This window comes from Rhabdothermincola sediminis, assembly GCF_014805525.1.
In the GTDB taxonomy this organism is placed as follows: Bacteria; Actinomycetota; Acidimicrobiia; order Acidimicrobiales; family Acidimicrobilacustridaceae; genus Rhabdothermincola; species Rhabdothermincola sediminis.
This window is the reverse complement of sequence record NZ_JACFSZ010000002.1, coordinates 128,967-147,024: the sequence shown is the minus strand read 5'-3', so window position 1 is coordinate 147,024 and position 18,058 is coordinate 128,967. Positions and strand designations below refer to the sequence as shown.

The following is an 18,058-nucleotide window of genomic DNA, read 5'->3' as shown; positions in this document are numbered from 1 at the left end:
CACCCAGGGCACCGGAGGGCCTGGTGCTCTAGAGTCGCACCATGTTCGGGAGCAGGAAGAAGGCGGTCGACGGGGTCGCGAAGCTCAAGGGTGTCTCGTTCTTCGACGGCTTCACCGACGAGGAGCTCCAGCGGGTGGCGGAGCTGGCCGACGACGTGGAGGCCGAGGCAGGTGCCGTACTGGTCGATCAGGGGCGGGTCGGGTTGGAGTGCTACGTCATCCTCGAGGGCAGTGCAGGCGTGTACTACGGGGACGAGCACATCGCCACGGTGGGCCCCGGTTCGATGGTGGGGGAGATGGCGCTCGTGGAGCACCGGCCACGCAATGCCACGGTCGTCGCCGAGACCCCGATGAAGCTGCTGGCGTTCGACACCAAGCACTTCAAGCAACTGCTCGAGGAGATGCCGAAGGCGCACGACCGGGTGATGGAGACCCTCGCGGCGCGTCTGCGTGCTCGCGGCGCTGGCTGACCCGCCCCCGGCGCCCGATCAGGCCAGCGCCAGGTCCCCGGCGGCGGAGAGCACCCCTTTGACCCCGACCAGATCCTCGGCGAGGAACGCTCGCATCGTGGAGGGGTCGGTCGTGGCGCCCCAGGTCCGCCGTCCCTCCGCGGTGAGGCAGGCTGCGAGGGCCCGTTCCGGTTGGCCGTCGCGATCGTGCATCACCGTGTAGGTCTCGATCGTCACCTCGCCGTCGTGGCCCTCCGCGAGTTCGCGGCTCGGGAGGGCGTCGACCTCGTCCTGGGGCTCCGCATGGCGGAAGCGGCCCGACGGAGGGGGCTCGGTGGAGTAGATGCCGAATGCGTGCTTGGTGACGTAGCCGCCGTTGGCGGTGCACATTCCGAGCGAACCCGGGTCGTCGCGCAGGACGTCGGCCATCGTGGCGATGGCGTGCATGACGTAGTTGTTCCACGGGCCCCCGGCGAAACTCATTCCTCCGGTCACGGTGAGCTGGCGCTGGAGGCTCAGCCCGAGCTCACGAGCGGCGACCTGCACCGCGGAGGGGAAGCAGCTGTAGAGGTCGACGTGGGCTACGTCGTCGATCGTCACGCCGGCCAGGTCGAGGGCCGCTCGACCGGCGATGCGGATCGCCGGAGAGGAGTGCAGGTCGGCCCGATTGGACAGGAACCAGTGATCGTGGGCATCGGCGCCCGCGTGGATGAAGACCCATCGGTCGGGGGTCACACCGAGTGCCCGGGCCCGCTCCACCGAGCAGAGGATCAGCCCTGCACCCTGCTCGACGTTGTTGTTCGAGTTCATCACCTTCGTGTACGGGAAGCCGATCATGCGGTTGTCAGGGGACGGAGTGGCGATCTCCTCGGCGGTGTAGGAACGCTGGATCCAGGCATAGGGGTTGCCTACTGCCACCTCGGAGAAGCGAGCCCACAGCTCGGCGATCTGGCGCCGGTGCTCGGCGATCGACAGGCCCCGCTCCGCCCGGAGGGCGATGTCGAACATCGGGTACACCTGGACGGGCAGGAACACGCCTCGGGACAGCTCGACGGGGTGGACCAGGTCGTGGTCGTCGCCGATCTGGAGCGGCGGAGGCGTGCCGGGCGGTTGGGTCGTCCAGCCGAGGTCGGCGCCGGCCTTCTTGGCCTGAGTGCGGGTCCGCCAGGCCTCTCCTCCGGTGAGCAGCACCAGGTCGTTGCGGCCGGCCTGGATGTCGAGGGCCGTGCGGTTGACCACCGTCTGCACGTAGTTGCCGCCCATCACCGTGTACTCGGTGGTGCGAGGCGCGGCGCCGATCCGCTGGGCGACCAGCGCGCCCGGATCGAGGTACCGCCACGACAGCTCGTTGATCACCCGGATGGAGTCCGCCCCCGCCAGGATCCCGTTGCTGCCCGCGTCGTGCTCGGCTCGCCGCAGTGCCTCGGCCATGAGGTCCACCGGCTCGAGCGCGTCGTCACCACGGTCGACCCGCTGGGTGATCTGACCCACACCGATCAGCACCGGCAACCGTGGATCCACCGTTCCTCCTCGCTCTGGGTATCGCTCTGTCACTCGTCTTGACCGGTCGGTCAAGAGTACCGGTGGCGAGGGTCCTCACTACAATCCGCAGCATCGACGTCCTCGTGGTCTGCACCGGCAACATCTGCCGCTCGCCGATGGCCGAAGCGCTCCTGCGGCACCGACTCACCGAGCGGGGGGTCGCGGCGCGGGTGTCCTCCGCCGGTGTGACAGCGGAGGGCCGGCCGCCGTCGAGCGCCGCGGTGGAGGTGATGGCCGACTTCGGCCTGGGCATCGCCGAGCATCGCAGCAGCCTCCTCAGCCCCGAGCGGGTGGCCGGCGCCGACCTGATCCTGGCCATGGCCCGAGAGCACGTGCGCGAAGCCGTGGTGTTGGTGCCCGACGCGTTCCCGAGGACCTTCACCCTCAAGGAGCTGGTGCGGCTCGGTCGCGAGCGGGGCCCCCGCGGCGAGGGGGAGAGCATGGCGGGCTGGCTGGCCCGCATGCACGCGGGGCGCACACCCTTGGCGCACCTCGGGTCCTCACCGGACGACGACGTCGCCGATCCCATCGGCCAGCGGATGGCCGTCTACGAGCGAACCGCCGACGAGCTGGCTGAGCTCGTCGACTCCCTCGTCGAGCTCGCGTGGCACAACGCCCCCGAGCCCGACGCCTCCCGCCTCGCCCCCATCTGACCCAGGAGACCGACATGAGCTGGCCCACCGAACGCGACACGGAGGTGTTCGGGCTGATCGACCGGGAGCTCGAACGCCAGAACACCACCTTGCAACTCATAGCCTCCGAGAACTTCACGTCGCCGGCGGTGATGGAGGCCACGGGCTCCGTCCTCACGAACAAGTACGCGGAGGGCTACCCGGGCAAGCGCTACTACGGCGGCAACCAGCTCGTCGACGAGGTCGAGGAGCTGGCTCGGGAACGGGCCAAGGAGCTGTTCGGTGCGGAGCACGCCAACGTGCAGCCGCACTCCGGTGCCAACGCGAACCTGGCCGTGTACCTGGCCGTGCTGGAGCCCGGCGACAAGGTCATGGGCATGAGCCTCGACCACGGTGGCCACCTCACGCACGGCTCGCCGGTGAACATCAGCGGCCGCTACTACGACTTCGTCTCCTACGGCGTCACCCCCAGCGACGAGCGCCTCGACTACGACCGGGTGCGGGAGGTGGCCAGAGCCGAGCGACCCAAGCTCATCATCGCCGGAGCCACCGCGTACCCACGGGTCATCGAACCTGCCCCACTGCGAGAGATCGCCGACGAGGTCGGCGCCCTCCTCATGTTCGACGCCGCCCATATCGCGGGGCTCATCGCGGGCGGTGTGCACCCGAACCCGGTCCCGCACGCGGACATCGTCACCTTCACCACCCACAAGACGCTCCGAGGGCCCCGAGGGGGCTGCATCCTGGCGCGGGCCGAGCTCGGGCCGGCCATCGACAAGGCGTTGTTCCCCGGCCTGCAGGGCGGCCCGCTCGAGCACGTGATCGCGGCCAAGGCCGTGGCCTTCCGCGAGGCGATGGACCCGAGCTTCGCCTCCTATGCCGCCCAGGTGGTGGCCAACGCCTCTGCCCTGGCCGAGGCGTTGGCCCACGAGGGCTTCCGCTTGGTGTCGGGCGGCACCGACAACCACCTGATGCTCGTCGACCTGCGCCCCTTCGACGAAGAGCTGACCGGCAAGGAGGCGCAGGCGGTCCTCGACCGGGCGGGCATCACGCTCAACAAGAACACGATCCCCGACGATCCGCGCTCGCCGTTCGTCACCAGCGGCGTGCGGATCGGGACCCCCGCGGTCACCACGCAAGGCATGCGGGAGACGGAGATGGTCGCCATCGCCGGCCTCATCGCCCGAGCGCTCCGCCACCGCACCGACGAAGGCGAGCTGGCCGCCGTCCGGGAGGACGTGGCCACCCTCTGCTCCAAGTACACCCCCTATCCCCACTGAGGCGAGCCCGGGCCCGTGCCGTCGTTCGAGGCCTACGTCGCGGTCCTGGCCGTCACCGTGGTGACCACCCTGGGCCTGACCCCACTGGTGCGCCGGCTCTCGGTGCGCCTCGGCGCGGTGGTCAAGCCTGACGAGCGCCGAGTACACGAGCGGCCGACGCCGACCCTCGGGGGGGTCGCGATGATGGGCGGGCTGGTCGCGGGGATGACGGTCGCCTGGCGACTCGATGGCTTCGACGAGGTCTTCGCCGGGAACACCGAGCCCCTCGGTGTGCTGGCGGCAGGTCTGCTGATCCTCGCCGTGGGAGTGATCGACGATCTGCGCGAGGTCTCGGCTCCCGCCAAGCTCGCCGGCATCGTGGTCTCGGCCAGCGTCCTGGTCATCTCCGGGGTGAGCCTGCTCGTGCTGCGCGTGCCGTTCCAGGGCACCTTCCTGCTCTCGCCGGACTGGAGCTACCTGGTCAGCGTGCTGTGGGTGGTGGGCATGACCAACGCCATCAACCTCATCGACGGGCTCGACGGGTTGGCTGCCGGGATCGTGGCCATCGCGGCGGGCACCTTCTTCCTCTACGCGCTCCAGCTCACCGACGCGGGCCTGCTGCAGGCGGGGAACGTCGGCCCCCTGCTGGCGGTGATCATCGTGGGCATGTGCCTCGGGTTCCTGCCATGGAACCGCCACCCGGCCCGGATCTTCATGGGCGACGGTGGCGCCCTGCTGCTGGGCCTGCTGATGGCGGCCTCGACCATGGTGGTGGGGGGACGTACCGACCAGCCCTTCAGCGGCCAGTCCTTCTTCTTCTTCGCCCCGCTGCTCATCCCGCTGCTGATCCTGGGGGTGCCGATCCTCGACACGCTGCTGGCCATCGTGCGGCGCGCCACCCGCCGTACCGGGGTGGCCACGGCAGACAAGGATCACCTCCACCACCGGCTGATGCGGCTGGGGCACGGTCACTGGCGCAGCGTGCTGATCCTCTGGGCGTGGACCGCGCTGCTGTCGGGGTTCGTGCTCTACCCCACGTACTCGGGCCGTGGCGATGGGATCGTCCCCATCGGGATCGCCGCCCTCCTGCTGGCGCTGTTCACCATCCTGCACCCGAGCCTGCGAGGCTCGCGACCCGACTCCCAGGCCGCCCCCGCCGGAGCCGGGGACCGGGGATTTGCGGAGCAGGGGCACCCCGAATAGTTTGCGAACTGCTTCACAAGCTCCGGATCAGGGTTGTCTGGTGGACGTTTCGCAACGGCGCGAAGTCACGCAGCAGATGTACAAGAGCAGCGGAGGGTTCGAGCTCGCGCTCAGCCCGGTGCTCCTCGCGTTGGTCGGCCTGCTCATCGACCGCTCGCTGGGGATCACCCCGATCCTCACCGTCACCTTCGCGGTCGTCGGGCTCGCGGGAGTGAGCGTGAAGCTCTACTACGGATACAAGCTCGAGATGGAACAGCACGAGGCCTGCGCGCCATGGGCCAAGCGTCATGACTGACGCCCTCACGACCACGCTCCACGGTCCTGCCCCCGAGGGGCAGCTCGTGCGCGACATGCTGCGCCGGGCCGCGTGGGCGGCCCCGGCGCTGATCGCCGTGTTCGGGCTGATCTGGGGCGTGCCGGGCGCGCTGTCGACCAGCTACGCGATCGGGTTGGTCTGCGTGAACTTCGTGCTCGCCGCCACCGCCATGACCTACTCGGCGAGGGTCTCGGTGGCCATGATGGGCGTCGCCGCGATGTTCGGCTTCCTGATCCGGCTCGCCATCATCTTCGCCGCCGTCCTGCTCGTGCGCGACGCCTGGTGGGTCGAGCTGGTGCCCCTCGGCGTGACCATCATCGTGACCCATCTCGGCCTGCTGTTCTGGGAGATGAAGTACGTCTCCGCCTCGCTCGCCTTCCCGGGCCTCAAGCCCAAGACCCAGGAGTACACCCCAACGTGATCTTCGGTCTCGAGTTCCCCGAGTTCAAGACGATCGTCGAATGGCCGAGCGCCTTCGGCGAGGGCACGTGGTACGGCTTCAACAAGATCGCGCTCATCAACGTGATCGCGGTGGTGGCCACGGCCCTGTTCTTCTTCCTCTCGCGCAAGGGTGAGCTCGTGCCCCGCGGGCCGCAGAACCTGGCCGAGTCCGCGGTCGGGTTCCTCAAGGACGGCATCATCATGCAGACCATCGGGCCCGACGGCATGCGGTACCTGCCCTACCTCGCGAGCCTGTTCTTCTTCATCCTGATCGGGAACCTGTTCGAGATCATCCCGTTCTTCCACATGCCGGCGAACGCCCGCATGGCCAACCCGGCCCTGCTGGCGATCATCACCTGGGTGTTCTTCATCGCCGTGGGCTTCAAGCACCAGGGGCCCCTCAAGTACTTCAAGAGCGCGCTGTTCCCGCCCGGGGTGCCGGCGGCGCTCTACCTGCTGGTGACCCCGATCGAGTTCATCTCCACGTTCATCGTGCGGCCCTTCTCGCTGGCGGTCCGGCTCTTCGCCAACATGCTCGCCGGCCACATCCTGCTTGTGACCTTCAGCGTGCTCTGCATCACCCTCTGGGTGCTCGGTCCGCTGCTGGCCGTCCTGCCCGCGTCGTACTTCATGCTCGTCGCGCTCACCGGCTTCGAGCTGATGGTGGCATTCCTGCAGGCCTACATCTTCACGATCCTCGCGGCCGTCTATATCGGCGGTGCCCTGCACCCTGACCACTGAGATCTCCAGCTCACCACACGAGGAGAGACACACGACAATGAGCACCCTGTCCACGCTCGGCATCATCGCCCAGGAGACGGCGCAGAACGCCGCCGACGTCAAGGCCGCAGCAGCCGCGCAGAGCGCCGGCTACGCCTACGGCCTCGCAGCCATCGGCCCGGGCATCGGCATCGGTTACCTGGTCGGGCAGTCCGTCCAGGCGATGGCCCGCCAGCCGGAAGCCGCCGGCATGGTCCGCACCACGATGTTCCTCGGCATCGCCTTCACCGAGGCGCTCGCCCTCATCGGCTTCGTGGTGTTCATCCTCCTCAAGTTCGTCTGATCACCGACCAAAGGAGCGTCACGTGGTCTTCGCCACGGCCCTCCGGGTCGCCTCCGAGGTCTCGCAGGCGATCCAGGAGGAAGAACTCGCCAACCCGATCCTCCCGGTCGGGAACGAGCTGTTCTGGGGTGCCGTCACCTTCGCGGTGCTGTGGATCCTCATGAAGTTCGTGCTGCTACCACCGGTCCTGCGGGGCATGGAGCGCCGGGAGGAGAAGGCACGCGCTGATCTCGCCGCGGCGGAGCAGGCCAGGGAGGCTGCCGCGGCCAAGCTCGCGGAGTACCAGGCGAGCCTGGCCAGCGCCAAGGCCGAGGCGGTGCGCATCCTCGAGGACGCCCGGGCCCAGGCCGAGGCGAAGCGCAAGGCGGTGATGGCCGAAGCCGAGGCCGACGCGGCAGCGGTACGGGCCCAGGCCGCGCAGGAGGTGGCTGCCGCCAAGGCCGCGGCCCGAGCCGAGCTTCGCGAGAGCTTGGCCGACATCGTCGTCGCGGCCGCCGGCGCGGTGGTGGAGAAGCCGCTCGACCGCCAGGCACAGCTCCAGATCATCGAGGACTACGTGAACCGCGCCGGTTCGCAGAACTGAGCAGGAAAGCAGGACACGACATGGTCAACCTCCTGGTTCTCGCAGCGGAAGGCGGCGGGCACGCGGGAAACGGCTTCATCCTCCCCCACGACTTCAATGAGGTGATCTGGGGCTCATCCGCGTTCTTGGTGGTCGCGGCCCTGCTCATCTGGAAGGGTGGTCCCGCGATCCGCAACCTCTGGAACGGGCGCATCGAGCGGCTGAGCAACGAGCTCTCCGAGGCCGCCACCGCCCGGATGGAGGCCGAAGCCGCGCTGGCCGATGTCGAGGGTCGGATCGCCAACGCCGATCAGGAACGGGCACGGATCCGCTCCGAGGCTCACCAGACCGCGGCCGCCCTCGCCGAGCAGATCGCGGCGCGGGCCGAAGCGGACGCCGCGGAGCTGCGGGCACGAGTGGCCGCGGACGCCGAGGCCTCGAAGGCCCAGGCTGCCGCGGATCTCAAGGCGGAGCTCGCCGAGCTGGTCGTGGGAGCGGCCGAAGCGGTGGTGGCCCGGAACCTCGACGGCCAGACCCAGGCCGAGCTCGTCGAGCGCTACATCACCAGCCTGCGGTCGTCGGGGGTGAGCGCCCGATGAGCGATCGAACCGCCCTGTACGCGGATGCGTTCCTCGATGTCCTGGCCGCTGAGGGAAACGTCAACGAGGTTCAGGACGAGCTCTTCCGCTTCGCCCGGGTGGTCGAGGGCAACGACGATCTCCGTCAAGCGCTCGGCGACCCGCACCTCCCGGTGGAGAAGCGCCAGCAGATCGTCGAGGACCTCCTCGGTGGCAAGGCCAGCCCGATCACCGTCGCGCTGGTGTCGCTCGTGGTGGGCACCGGGCGCATCCGTGAGCTCTCCGACATCGTCGACCGCCTGCTCGCGCGCACCGCGGCATCGGGCAACAAGTCGGTGGCAGAGGTGCGCTCCGCGGTGGAGCTCACCGATGACCAGAAGAAGCGGCTGGCAGAGTCCATCAAGGAAGCCACGGGACGGGATGTGGACATCGTCGTGATCGTCGATCCCAACGTCCTGGGGGGCATCGTGACCCAGATCGGCGACACCGTCATCGACGGCTCCGTCCGGTCCCGTCTCAGCAAGCTGCGCGAGTCGTTCTGAGGAGAACGCCAATGGCTGAACTCACCATCAACACCGCCGACATCACGGCTGCTCTGCAGAAGAACCTGGCGGGCTTCCGACCGGAGCTCGAGACCAAGCAGGTCGGCCGGGTGCTGGAGGTCGGGGACGGCATCGCGCGGGTCTCGGGCTTGCCTGACGCCGCCGTGAACGAGCTGCTCGAGTTCGAGGGCGGAACGGTCGGGCTGGCCCTGAACCTCGACGAGGACTCCATCGGTGCGGTGGTCCTCGGCGACGGCGAGCGGGCCGCGGCCATCGAGGAGGGCTCCGCGGTCCGGGCCACGGGCAACATCCTCCAGGTGCCCGTGGGCGACGCCCTGCTGGGGCGGGTGGTCAACGCGCTCGGCGAGCCGATCGACGGTCGGGGCCCCATCACCGGTGCGTCGATGCGCCGGATGGAGATCCAGGCCCCCGGCATCACCGGCCGCAAGCCGGTGCACGAGCCGCTCCAGACCGGCATCAAGTCGATCGACGCCATGACCCCGATCGGCCGCGGTCAGCGTGAGCTGGTCATCGGCGACCGCAAGACCGGCAAGACGACCGTCTGCATCGACACGATCCTGAACCAGAAGGGTCAGGGCGTGAAGTGCATCTACGTCGCCATCGGGCAGAAGAGCTCGACCGTCGCCCAGACCGTGAACACCCTCCGCGAGCACGGCGCGCTCGACTACACGGTGGTGGTGGTCGCGCCCGCCTCCGACCCCGCGCCGTTCAAGTACCTCGCCCCGTATGCCGGTTGTGCCATGGGCCAGCACTGGATGGACAGCGGCGAGCACGCGCTGATCGTCTACGACGACCTGTCCAAGCAGGCGGAGGCCTACCGCCAGCTCTCGCTGCTGCTGCGACGCCCGCCCGGTCGTGAGGCCTACCCCGGCGACGTGTTCTACCTGCACAGCCGCTTGCTGGAGCGGGCAGCCAAGCTCTCCGACGAGCTGGGTGCGGGGTCGCTCACGGCTCTGCCGGTGATCGAGACCAAGGCCGGCGACGTGTCCGCGTACATCCCCACCAACGTGATCTCCATCACCGACGGTCAGGTCTACCTGCAGGAGGACCTCTTCAAGTCGGGTGTCCGCCCCGCGGTCGACGTGGGCATCTCGGTGTCCCGTGTGGGTGGCGCCGCGCAGATCAAGGCCATGAAGAAGGTCTCCGGCACCCTCAAGCTGGACCTCGCGCAGTTCCGGGAGCTGGAGGCCTTCGCCACCTTCGGCTCCGAGCTCGACAAGGTCTCCGCCGCTCAGCTCGAGCGCGGCTACCGGCTCACCGAACTGCTCAAGCAGGGACTCAACTCGCCCATGCCCGTGGAGGAGCAGGTGGTGGTGATCTTCGCCGGCACCGGCGGCTACCTCGACGACATCCCCGTCGCGGACGTCAAGCGCTTCGAGAACGACCTGCTCGACTTCATGCGCGGCCGCCACCCGGAGATCCTCCAGACCATCCGCGAGACGGGCGACCTCCCCGAGGGCGACGCGCTGGCCGGCGCGGTGGCGGCCTTCAAGGACGAGTTCGTGCCCTCCGAGACCGTGGGAGAGCAGCCTGCGGGCGAGGAGGTCGGTGACGCCGAGCTGCGGCGGGCCGGCGGCCGGGCCGAGGCCACCCTGCCCGAGGACGAGATCCACCGCGCCGAGGAAGAGGGCTAGCCCATGGCGGGAGGCCAGGAGCGCATCCTTCGCCGGCGCATCCGCAGCGTCGAGTCCACCAAGAAGATCACTCGCGCCATGGAGCTGATCGCGGCCACCCGGGTCGTCAAGGCCCAGGAGCGCGCCGCCGCGGCCCGCCCCTACGCCGAGCAGATCACCGCGGTCATCCTCGACCTGGTGAAGGCCGGTGCGGCGAAGGACAGCCCGCTCCTGCGAACCCATCCCGAGGCGAACAAGGCCGCCATCGTGGTCATCACCAGTGACCGGGGCCTGTGCGGTGCGTACAACAACACGATCATCCGGATGGCTGAGCGCGAAGTGCAGGCCTACCGCGCCGAGGGGCTCGACTACGAGCTGGTGTGCGTCGGGAACAAGGCCATCAGCTACTTCACGTTCCGCAACTACCGCATCGCGGCCCGTTTCACCGGGGTCACGGACCAGCCCACCTACGATCAAGCCCGCGAGATCGCCGGGGCCATCCGGGGACCCTTCGAGAACGGGGAGCTGCAGTCGGTGGATCTCGCTTACTGGCGGTTCGCGTCGGCCGGCTCACAGGAGGCCGTGATCCGGCGATTCCTGCCGCTGCAGGTCGAGGAGGACGGCAACGGCACCCAGGGTCCGAGCGCGGATCTGGAGTACGAGCCGTCGCCGACGGTGATCCTCGGCGAGCTGCTTCCTCGCTACGTCGAGGCTCGCATCTACTCGGCGCTGCTCGACGCGTCAGCCTCCGAGCACGCCGCTCGCCAGCGAGCCATGAAATCGGCGACCGACAACGCGGAGGAGCTCAAGATCACGCTCACCCGGGTCATGAACCGGGCTCGCCAGGATGCCATCACCACCGAGATCATGGAGATCGTGGGTGGTGCCGAGGCCCTCAAGAAGGGCAAGGGCGAGAAGGAAGACATCCTCGTCGACCATCTGATGCCAGAGCACCTCTTCGACCAGCACCTCGATCGTCTCGACACGACCCGATCGCTCCACTGACGCCAGAACGCTCCCACGTACCACAGGAGACCAAGCACCGATGACCGTCACCGAGAACCAGCCGAGCACGGGACAGCATCTGAAGGATGGCCGAGTGGTGGCCATCGCCGGTCCGGTGGTCGACGTCGAGTTCCCCCGCGGCGCCCTCCCGGAGATCAACACCGCGCTCGAGATGACCGTCACCATCGACGGCAAGGACGTCACCGTGGTGTCCGAGGTCGCCCAGCAGATCGGTGACAGCCGGGTGCGAGTGGTGTGCATGAAGCCCACCGACGGCCTCAAGCGCGGCACGCCGGTCCGCAACACCGGGCGGGGTATCTCGGTGCCCGTGGGCGACGCGGTGCTGGGCCACGTCTTCAACGTCATCGGCGAACCGCTCGACACCCCGGAGCTGGAGGGCATCTCGGAGCGCTGGGAGATCCACCGCGAGCCACCCGCGTTCGACGCGCTGGAGCCGAAAGCCCAGATGTTCCCGACCGGCATCAAGGTCATCGACCTGCTCACGCCGTACCTCGCCGGCGGCAAGATCGGCCTGTTCGGCGGCGCCGGCGTGGGCAAGACGGTGCTCATCCAGGAGATGATCAACCGGGTGGCGACCGAGCACGGCGGCGTGTCGGTGTTCGCCGGTGTCGGCGAGCGGACCCGGGAGGGCACCGATCTCTGGCTCGAGATGCAGGAGTCGGGCGTGATCGAGAAGGCCGCCCTGGTCTATGGGCAGATGGACGAGCCCCCGGGCGTGCGCCTGCGGGTCGCGCTGTCCGCACTCACCATGGCCGAGTACTTCCGTGACGTGCAGGGCCAGGACGTGCTGCTGTTCGTCGACAACATCTTCCGCTTCGTGCAGGCCGGCTCGGAGGTGTCGACCCTGCTCGGGCGGATGCCGTCCGCCGTGGGGTACCAGCCCACGCTCGCCGACGAGATGGGCGAGCTGCAGGAGCGCATCACCTCGACCCGGGGCCGGTCCATCACCTCCCTCCAGGCCGTGTACGTGCCGGCCGACGACTACACCGACCCGGCGCCGTTCACGACCTTCACCCACCTCGATGCCACCACCGAGCTGTCGCGCCAGATCGCGTCGCTCGGCATCTACCCTGCCGTGGATCCGCTGGCCTCGACCTCGACCATCCTGGCGCCCGAGGTGGTGGGTGAGCGCCACTACAACGTGGCCCGGCGGGTCCAGGAGGTCCTCCAGCGCTACAAGGAGCTCCAGGACATCATCGCCATCCTCGGTCTCGACGAGCTCTCCGAGGAGGACCGCATCACCGTCGACCGGGCGCGCAAGGTGCAGCGGTTCCTCTCCCAGCCGTTCAACGTGGGCGAGGTCTTCACCGGCCTCAAGGGCGTCACGGTGCCCGTCGAGGACACGGTCGAGTCGTTCGAGCAGCTGGTCAACGGTGACCTCGACGATCTGCCGGAGCAGGCCTTCCTCAACGTCGGTGACGCGGACTCGGCCCGGGCCAAGGCGCGCGAGCTCGAGAAGAACGCCTGATGCCGCTGCACGTCGAGCTCGTCTCGCCGGAGCGCACGCTGCTGTCGGCCGAAGCGACGATGGTCCAGGCGCGCACCATCGGCGGTGGTGACATCGCCTTCCTGCCGGGTCACGCACCCTTCATCGGCGCCCTGGCGATCCACACCTTGTCGATCCGTCTGACGGACGGCCGGCAGGAAGAGGCGGCGGTGCACGGCGGGTTCATCGAGGTGTCGAACGACCAGGTGAAGATCCTCTCGGACATGGCCGAGCTGGGTAGCCAGATCGACGTGGAACGGGCCCGCCGGGCCCAGGAGCGGGCGGAGGAGGCCATCCGCCGCGGTGACGACGTCACCGCGCAGGCGGCCTTGCAACGGGCTCAGGCTCGCCTGGCGGCGGCCGGGCGTCCCATGGCCTGAGGGCCGTCAGTCCTCGATGGTGATGCCGTCGAGGTCGCCGGCCGGCCGAGGGTAGGACATGCCGAGCGACTCGAGGGCCTCGATCAGCACCGTCGAGACCACGAGGTTGCGGTACGACTTGTGGTCCGCGGGCACGATGTACCACGGAGCCTGCTCGGTGCTGGTACGGCTGATGGCCTCCGCGTAGGCGAGCTGGTAGTCGTCCCAGAGCTTGCGCTCCTCGAGATCCCCGTGCTGGAACTTCCACTGCTTACGGGGGTTGTGGAGCCGCTCCTCCAACCGCCGGCGCTGCTCCTGGCGTGAGATGTGCAGGAAGAACTTCCGGATGATCGTGCCCTCGTCGGCGAGCATCCGTTCGAAGTCCGCGATGTGACCGTAGCGGCGCCGCCACACCTCCTCCGGGACGAGTCGGTGGACCCGCGGCACCAGCACCTCCTCGTAGTGGCTGCGGTTGAAGATGGTCAGCCGGCCAGCTTCGGGCACCCGCTGGTGCACCCGCCACAGGTAGTCGTGGGCGGCCTCGGTGTCGTTCGGGCGCTTGAAGTTGATCGCGGTCACGCCGAGCGGGTTGATGGTCCGGAAGACGTGCTTGATCGTGCCGTCCTTGCCGGAGGTGTCCATGCCCTGGAGCACGACCAGCACCTTGTGCTGGGCGCCGGCAGCGAGCAGGTTCTGCAGGTCGGCGAGCTGCTCGTTCAACTCGGCCAACTGCCCGCTCGCGCCGTTCTTGTGACTCCCGTGATGCTCGTGCTCGGAGGTCGGCCAGCTCGCGAGGTCGACCATCGTGCCGGCGGGAACCCGGTACCGCTCGACATCCACACGGGGAGTGCTCACGGTCCCTCCTCGAACGCGCCGACGGGTCGCGCCGAGTCTGGCGCACGAGCGGTCAACTTCGCAGCCAGACCTGCCACAGCGGATGGCTCCCGCCGAGCAGCTCGATGCCCTTCTGGCCTCCCGGCAGCCGGTAGTTCACCACGTTGACCAGCCGGTTGCTGGCCACGATGGAGATCTGCGCGTGGTAGAGCCAGATGTAGGGGAGATCCTCGGCGAGGTACCGCTGCACCTGCTGGTAGAGCTCCTTCTCGCGAGCCGGGTCGGTGGTCTCCCGGGCATCGTCGAGTGCGGCACCGATCCGCTCGTCGCGGTTGCGGGCGAAGTTCAGCGCGACCTCGGGGATCGGTTTGGCCGTGTTCGGGTGCCACCAGACGGAGTCGCCGATCGGGTGAGGCGAATCGAACTGCCGCCAGATCGTCGCCTGGTAGTTGCCCGTGGCGACGTTGGTGATGAGCTGCGCCTGCTCGATCGGCTCGATCTGCACGTCGATGCCCGCTTGCTCCCATTGGCTCTCCAGGAGCTGGAGGGCGCTCAGGGAGGAGGCGTCCCCGCCGCCGAGGATCTTGAACGAGAAGCGGCCGTCGTGGCGTGCCTTGACCTCCTGGGCCGCCTTCTTCGCGGACGAGAGGTCGTAGCTGGGGTGGTCGGTCTCCGTGTACCACGGGGAGCCGGGTGAGAACGGGCCGCGGGCGACCTCGTAGAAGCCGTCGTGGAGAGTGTTCACGAAGGCCTGTGCGTCGGTCGCGAGGGCCAGAGCCCGGCGGGCCTCCAGGTCGTTGAACGGCGGAGCCATGGTGTTGAGCTGGATGAACACCTCGGCCGTCTCACCGCTGACGTCGTTGAAGACCTGGAACTTGCCCTGCTCGCCCAGTTCGGCGAAATGCTCGAGCTGGCGAGCGGTGGCGGCCTGCATGATGTCGATGTTGCCGGCTTCGAGGCTCGCAGCTCGCGAATCGTTGTCGGAGAGCGGGCGGAACTCGATGCGGTCCAGGTAGGGGTAGCGGGTGCCGGAGGGGTCCACCCGCCAGTAGTCCGGGTTCCGCTCCACGATCAGCCGCGCATCGGGCACCCACTCTTTGAACACGAAGGCACCGGTGCCGACAGGGTCGGTCTTCGACCCGCTGCGAAGCCAGTCCGGGTCGGCGACCACCCCGATCTGGGTGGTGAGGGCGTAGGGGTAGTTCACCCACGGTCGCTTCATGTGCACCAGCACCTCGAGCGGGCCGCGGACCTCGAACGACTCGATCGGCTCGAACGGCGCGGAGGTGAGCACCGAGGACTTGAGGAAGTCGAAGTTCTCCTTGACCAGGGCCGCGTCGACCCTTCTGCCGTTGTGCAACCTGACACCGGGGCGTAGGCGGATGGTCCATTCCGTGTAGGTGTCGTTCGGGACGAGTGCCTCGGCGAGATCGGGCTGCGCGTGGCCGTTCGCGTCGTAGGCGGCGAGGGTGTCGAAGAAGGTCCGAGCGACCTGGAGCCCTGCCGGGCCCCACTTGCTGTTCGACGGGTTCCAGCCGTCGGACTCGGCTTCGATGCCGTAGACGATCTGCCCGCCGGGGACGGCCGTGCCGTCGTCCTCGATGACGCCGGTGTTCTGGAGCTGCTCGGTCCGGGGCGTCCCGCCCGCTGACCCGCAGGCCGCCGCGACCACGGCTGTGGCCATCAAGACGACCATGACGATCGGGCCGGGTCGGGTCGGGCCAGCGTCGCTCATCCTTCTCCCCACTGATGACGGTGCCGGGATCGCTCCACGCTAGGGGGATGCCCGTGGTCCTGCCAGGTCACGCGTCGGGCACCGCAGCCTCCCGATCCCTAGGCTCGGCGATCGTGGAGCTCGTCGAGGTGGCACCCCACGTGCACGCCTGCCTGCAGCCCGACGAAGGTCTCGGCTACAGCAACAGCGGATTCGTCGACCGGGGCGGCGGGCTCGTCGTCGACACCTTCTGGGACTTGCCCCGCACCCGGCAGCTCCTCGCGCTCTACGGCTCGATCGACCCGCGCCCGCCGCGTCGGCTGGTCAACACCCATCACAACGGCGACCACTGCTGGGGCAACCAGCTCCTCGCGCAGCTCGGCACGGAGATCATCGGGCACCGGCTGTGCGCGGCCTGGATGGTCCGAGACGTCCGACCGGAGACCTTCGTCTCGCTGTGCGACGCGGACGACGCCAGCCTCGGCCCGATGGCCGAGTTCGTTCGAGCCCTGCGGCGGTTCGACTTCCGGGGGATCGATCCCGCCCCACCCACGACGATCATCGACCGCGACACCGAACTCGACCTCGGCGGCACCGTGGCCCATCTCCTCTACGTGGGGCCGGCGCACACCGCGGGCGATGTGGTCGTGTACCTTGCCGAGGAGGGGGTGGTGTTCACCGGCGACATCCTGTTCAACCGCTGCACCCCGATCGGCTGGGAGGGCACGTTCGCCGGCTGGATCGCCGCGCTGGAGCGTCTGGAGGCGCTCGAACCAGCGGTGGTGGTGCCCGGGCACGGACCGCTGGGAGACGTGTCCTCGCTCCGCCAGCAGCGGGAGTACCTGGCCTACGTCCACGGCGAGGCCCGGCGCTCCTTCGACCAGGGTCTGCCACCCCTGGAGGCGGCCAAGCGCATCGAGCTCGGCCCCTACCTCGGGTGGAGCGAACCGGAGCGGCTCGCCTTCCAGGTCGATCGCGCCTACCGCGAGCTTCGTGGCGAGCCTTGGGATGCGCCGGTCGACGCGGGCCGGGTGTTCGCGGAGATGGCCGCGCTGCGCCAGCACCTGGCGACGCGCTCGCCTTGACGACCCGGCTGGTGGCCCGTGAGGCCGGTCAGCCGCCGCTGCCGGTCTCGATCGCCGGGGCCGTGGTGACCGTCGTGGGCGGCTCGAGTGTCGTGGTCGTGGTGGCCTCGATGGTCGTCACGGTGGTCGGCGGCGGAGGGATCGTGCTGGACGACGTGGTGGTCGACGGCACGGTGGTCGTGCCACCCGCCGAGGCGGTCGTGGTCGTCGTGGGTCGGGTCAGCCGCCGGCGCTGCTCGAAGGTCGGTGGGGGTCCACCGGTGTAGTTCGGGGCGCTGGCCAGGTCGATCGACGACGCCTCCGCTGGCCGCGGCGGCCGTTGGGGGAAGCGGTCGTTCAGCCATCGGAGCACCTCCGATGCAGCCTGCTCGCCCAGCCTGCTCAGCCGCTTGCCGCCACTCGAGTCGAACCCGTGGCTACCGCCCTTGATCACCACGGTGGTCGCCTGCTGCCCAGCGGAGCGGAGCCGTTCGGCAAACTCGTTCTGGTGCTCGATGATGAGGTTCCAGTCCCGGTCGCCGGTGATGAACAGGGCCGGGCCTCGTGCCGCGCTCGCGCTGGCCATCGCGTCGGCGTGATCCCAACGGTCTCGCACCTGGGGATCCTTGCTGTCGTCGGGACCTCCGTAGTACTGGGTCGAGTACTGCATCGAGCCGTCGTAGGTGTGGTAGAAGCCGATGAACCCGTTCACCTCGTCGGAGATGTCGGGCCACAGCTCGGGCCCCTGGAAGTACGGCTCATCCGGGTGGGTGTAGGCGACCGATCCCAGGCGGGCCCCGGCCGACATACCCTGCACGACGATGCGCTCCCGGCGGATGCCGGTGGCGTTCGCGATCCCTCGCAGGTACTGCACCGCAGCCTTGATGTTCTGCTCGGGGCGGGGGAACACCGGACGCTCGCCGCCGGGTGTGAAGAGGTGGTAGGCGGGCATGAGCACCACGTAGCCCTCGGCGAGCAACCGGCTGGCCCAGGGGCGCATTCCGGTCGGTCCACCGCTCACGCCGCTGCCCCCGTGGACGACCATCACCGCCACGTCGCGCTGGTCTTTCTCGGGTCGGCACAGCTCGCCCTGAAAGGCCTGCGCCGCGGAGGGCGGAGTGTAGGTGACCTGCTTGCACTCCCCGGGAGCCACCCCGGGATCGGGGAGCGGATCGGGGCCCTGGTCGGGCGGGGCGTCAGAGCTGTTCGCCGCGGCCTGCTCCCCGCTCGCGCCGCCGGAGGACCCGCCTCGACCCGCGGCCTCGCTACAGGCCGCGGAGAGCAGGCTCAACGACGCCAGGATCGCAGCCAGCAGGAGCGCGGGAGATCTGCGGGTCGGGGGGACGGAGGGCAC

At 69.0% G+C, this 18,058-nt stretch carries 20 protein-coding genes; 16 read left to right on the top strand and 4 right to left on the bottom strand.

Annotated features, from left to right (window positions below; all coding sequences use genetic code 11):
* Positions 1-41: 41 nt before the first annotated feature.
* The gene (locus HZF19_RS02265) at positions 42-470 is read left to right on the top strand and encodes a Crp/Fnr family transcriptional regulator (RefSeq protein WP_208027117.1); all 429 of its coding nucleotides are present in this window, start codon (positions 42-44) and stop codon (positions 468-470) included.
* A gap of 18 nt (positions 471-488) precedes the next feature.
* Here the strand turns inward: HZF19_RS02265 and HZF19_RS17045 are convergent, their stop codons facing one another.
* Complete coding sequence (locus HZF19_RS17045) at positions 489-1,970, bottom strand: acetyl-CoA acetyltransferase (RefSeq protein WP_208027116.1); 1,482 nt, start codon at positions 1,968-1,970, stop codon at positions 489-491.
* Positions 1,971-2,032: 62 nt separating this feature from the next.
* Between HZF19_RS17045 and HZF19_RS02255 the strand changes: the two genes are divergently transcribed.
* From HZF19_RS02255 to atpC, 14 genes are read left to right on the top strand one after another with little or no spacing between them, the layout of a single operon-like run.
* On the top strand, positions 2,033-2,644 hold the full coding sequence (locus HZF19_RS02255) for an arsenate reductase/protein-tyrosine-phosphatase family protein (protein ID WP_208027115.1): 612 nt from the start codon (positions 2,033-2,035) through the stop codon (positions 2,642-2,644).
* Between the two features lie 14 nt (positions 2,645-2,658).
* Positions 2,659-3,903, top strand: a complete 1,245-nt coding sequence (glyA, locus tag HZF19_RS02250; protein ID WP_208027114.1) for a serine hydroxymethyltransferase — start codon at positions 2,659-2,661, stop codon at positions 3,901-3,903.
* Between the two features lie 15 nt (positions 3,904-3,918).
* Complete coding sequence (locus HZF19_RS02245; RefSeq protein ID WP_208027113.1) at positions 3,919-5,085, top strand: glycosyltransferase family 4 protein; 1,167 nt, start codon at positions 3,919-3,921, stop codon at positions 5,083-5,085.
* A 40-nt stretch (positions 5,086-5,125) separates the two neighbouring features.
* Positions 5,126-5,380, top strand: coding sequence for an AtpZ/AtpI family protein (locus HZF19_RS02240; RefSeq protein ID WP_208027112.1), 255 nt, complete (start codon positions 5,126-5,128; stop codon positions 5,378-5,380).
* Positions 5,373-5,822 carry an ATP synthase subunit I gene (locus tag HZF19_RS02235; RefSeq protein WP_208027111.1) on the top strand — a complete coding sequence of 150 codons (450 nt, stop codon included), beginning with the start codon at positions 5,373-5,375 and terminating at the stop codon, positions 5,820-5,822. Before HZF19_RS02240 ends, HZF19_RS02235 begins: the two co-directional genes overlap by 8 nt.
* Positions 5,819-6,583, top strand: a complete 765-nt coding sequence (gene atpB, locus HZF19_RS02230; RefSeq protein ID WP_208027110.1) for a F0F1 ATP synthase subunit A — start codon at positions 5,819-5,821, stop codon at positions 6,581-6,583. Before HZF19_RS02235 ends, atpB begins: the two co-directional genes overlap by 4 nt.
* 37 nt (positions 6,584-6,620) lie before the next feature.
* Entirely contained in the window at positions 6,621-6,905 is a 285-nt protein-coding gene (gene atpE / locus HZF19_RS02225; protein ID WP_268962711.1) for an ATP synthase F0 subunit C, read from the top strand.
* Between the two features lie 22 nt (positions 6,906-6,927).
* Positions 6,928-7,488 (top strand): F0F1 ATP synthase subunit B, encoded by a 561-nt coding sequence (gene atpF, locus HZF19_RS02220; RefSeq protein WP_208027109.1) that lies wholly within the window; start codon positions 6,928-6,930, stop codon positions 7,486-7,488.
* A 20-nt stretch (positions 7,489-7,508) separates the two neighbouring features.
* Positions 7,509-8,066: a F0F1 ATP synthase subunit B gene (locus HZF19_RS02215; RefSeq protein ID WP_208027108.1), complete on the top strand. Its 558-nt coding sequence runs from the start codon at positions 7,509-7,511 to the stop codon at positions 8,064-8,066.
* Positions 8,063-8,587, top strand: a complete 525-nt coding sequence (atpH, locus tag HZF19_RS02210) for an ATP synthase F1 subunit delta (protein WP_208027107.1) — start codon at positions 8,063-8,065, stop codon at positions 8,585-8,587. Before HZF19_RS02215 ends, atpH begins: the two co-directional genes overlap by 4 nt.
* Before the next feature lie 11 nt (positions 8,588-8,598).
* Positions 8,599-10,242: a F0F1 ATP synthase subunit alpha gene (atpA, locus tag HZF19_RS02205; protein WP_208027106.1), complete on the top strand. Its 1,644-nt coding sequence runs from the start codon at positions 8,599-8,601 to the stop codon at positions 10,240-10,242.
* 3 nt (positions 10,243-10,245) lie between these two features.
* Positions 10,246-11,226, top strand: a complete 981-nt coding sequence (locus HZF19_RS02200) for a F0F1 ATP synthase subunit gamma (protein WP_208027105.1) — start codon at positions 10,246-10,248, stop codon at positions 11,224-11,226.
* Positions 11,227-11,266: 40 nt separating this feature from the next.
* The gene (gene atpD, locus HZF19_RS02195) at positions 11,267-12,715 is read left to right on the top strand and encodes a F0F1 ATP synthase subunit beta (RefSeq protein ID WP_208027104.1); all 1,449 of its coding nucleotides are present in this window, start codon (positions 11,267-11,269) and stop codon (positions 12,713-12,715) included.
* Entirely contained in the window at positions 12,715-13,113 is a 399-nt protein-coding gene (atpC, locus tag HZF19_RS02190) for an ATP synthase F1 subunit epsilon (protein WP_208027103.1), read from the top strand. Before atpD ends, atpC begins: the two co-directional genes overlap by 1 nt.
* Before the next feature lie 6 nt (positions 13,114-13,119).
* Here the strand turns inward: atpC and HZF19_RS02185 are convergent, their stop codons facing one another.
* Positions 13,120-13,947, bottom strand: coding sequence for a PPK2 family polyphosphate kinase (locus HZF19_RS02185; RefSeq protein ID WP_208027102.1), 828 nt, complete (start codon positions 13,945-13,947; stop codon positions 13,120-13,122).
* 52 nt (positions 13,948-13,999) lie between these two features.
* Positions 14,000-15,661: an ABC transporter substrate-binding protein gene (locus tag HZF19_RS02180; protein ID WP_208027101.1), complete on the bottom strand. Its 1,662-nt coding sequence runs from the start codon at positions 15,659-15,661 to the stop codon at positions 14,000-14,002.
* A 113-nt stretch (positions 15,662-15,774) separates the two neighbouring features.
* Between HZF19_RS02180 and HZF19_RS02175 the strand changes: the two genes are divergently transcribed.
* Positions 15,775-16,725, top strand: a complete 951-nt coding sequence (locus tag HZF19_RS02175; protein ID WP_208027100.1) for an MBL fold metallo-hydrolase — start codon at positions 15,775-15,777, stop codon at positions 16,723-16,725.
* A gap of 28 nt (positions 16,726-16,753) precedes the next feature.
* On the opposite strand, the gene HZF19_RS16180 is transcribed toward HZF19_RS02175, so the two are convergent.
* A complete protein-coding gene (locus tag HZF19_RS16180; RefSeq protein WP_208027099.1) occupies positions 16,754-18,058 on the bottom strand; it encodes an alpha/beta hydrolase in 1,305 nt (434 codons plus the stop codon).

Excerpts from the sequence above, each read along its gene's own strand:
- HZF19_RS02235 (WP_208027111.1), top strand. The coding sequence starts at position 5,373 with ATGACTGACGCCCTCACGACCACGCTCCACGGTCCTGCCCCCGAGGGG.
- HZF19_RS02200 (WP_208027105.1), top strand. The coding sequence starts at position 10,246 with ATGGCGGGAGGCCAGGAGCGCATCCTTCGCCGGCGCATCCGCAGCGTC.
- HZF19_RS02265 (WP_208027117.1), top strand. The coding sequence starts at position 42 with ATGTTCGGGAGCAGGAAGAAGGCGGTCGACGGGGTCGCGAAGCTCAAG.
- atpA (WP_208027106.1), top strand. The coding sequence starts at position 8,599 with ATGGCTGAACTCACCATCAACACCGCCGACATCACGGCTGCTCTGCAG.
- glyA (WP_208027114.1), top strand. The coding sequence starts at position 2,659 with ATGAGCTGGCCCACCGAACGCGACACGGAGGTGTTCGGGCTGATCGAC.
- atpH (WP_208027107.1), top strand. The coding sequence starts at position 8,063 with ATGAGCGATCGAACCGCCCTGTACGCGGATGCGTTCCTCGATGTCCTG.
- HZF19_RS02180 (WP_208027101.1), bottom strand. The coding sequence starts at position 15,661 with ATGAGCGACGCTGGCCCGACCCGACCCGGCCCGATCGTCATGGTCGTC.
- atpE (WP_268962711.1), top strand. The coding sequence starts at position 6,621 with ATGAGCACCCTGTCCACGCTCGGCATCATCGCCCAGGAGACGGCGCAG.
- atpC (WP_208027103.1), top strand. The coding sequence starts at position 12,715 with ATGCCGCTGCACGTCGAGCTCGTCTCGCCGGAGCGCACGCTGCTGTCG.
- atpD (WP_208027104.1), top strand. The coding sequence starts at position 11,267 with ATGACCGTCACCGAGAACCAGCCGAGCACGGGACAGCATCTGAAGGAT.
- HZF19_RS02215 (WP_208027108.1), top strand. The coding sequence starts at position 7,509 with ATGGTCAACCTCCTGGTTCTCGCAGCGGAAGGCGGCGGGCACGCGGGA.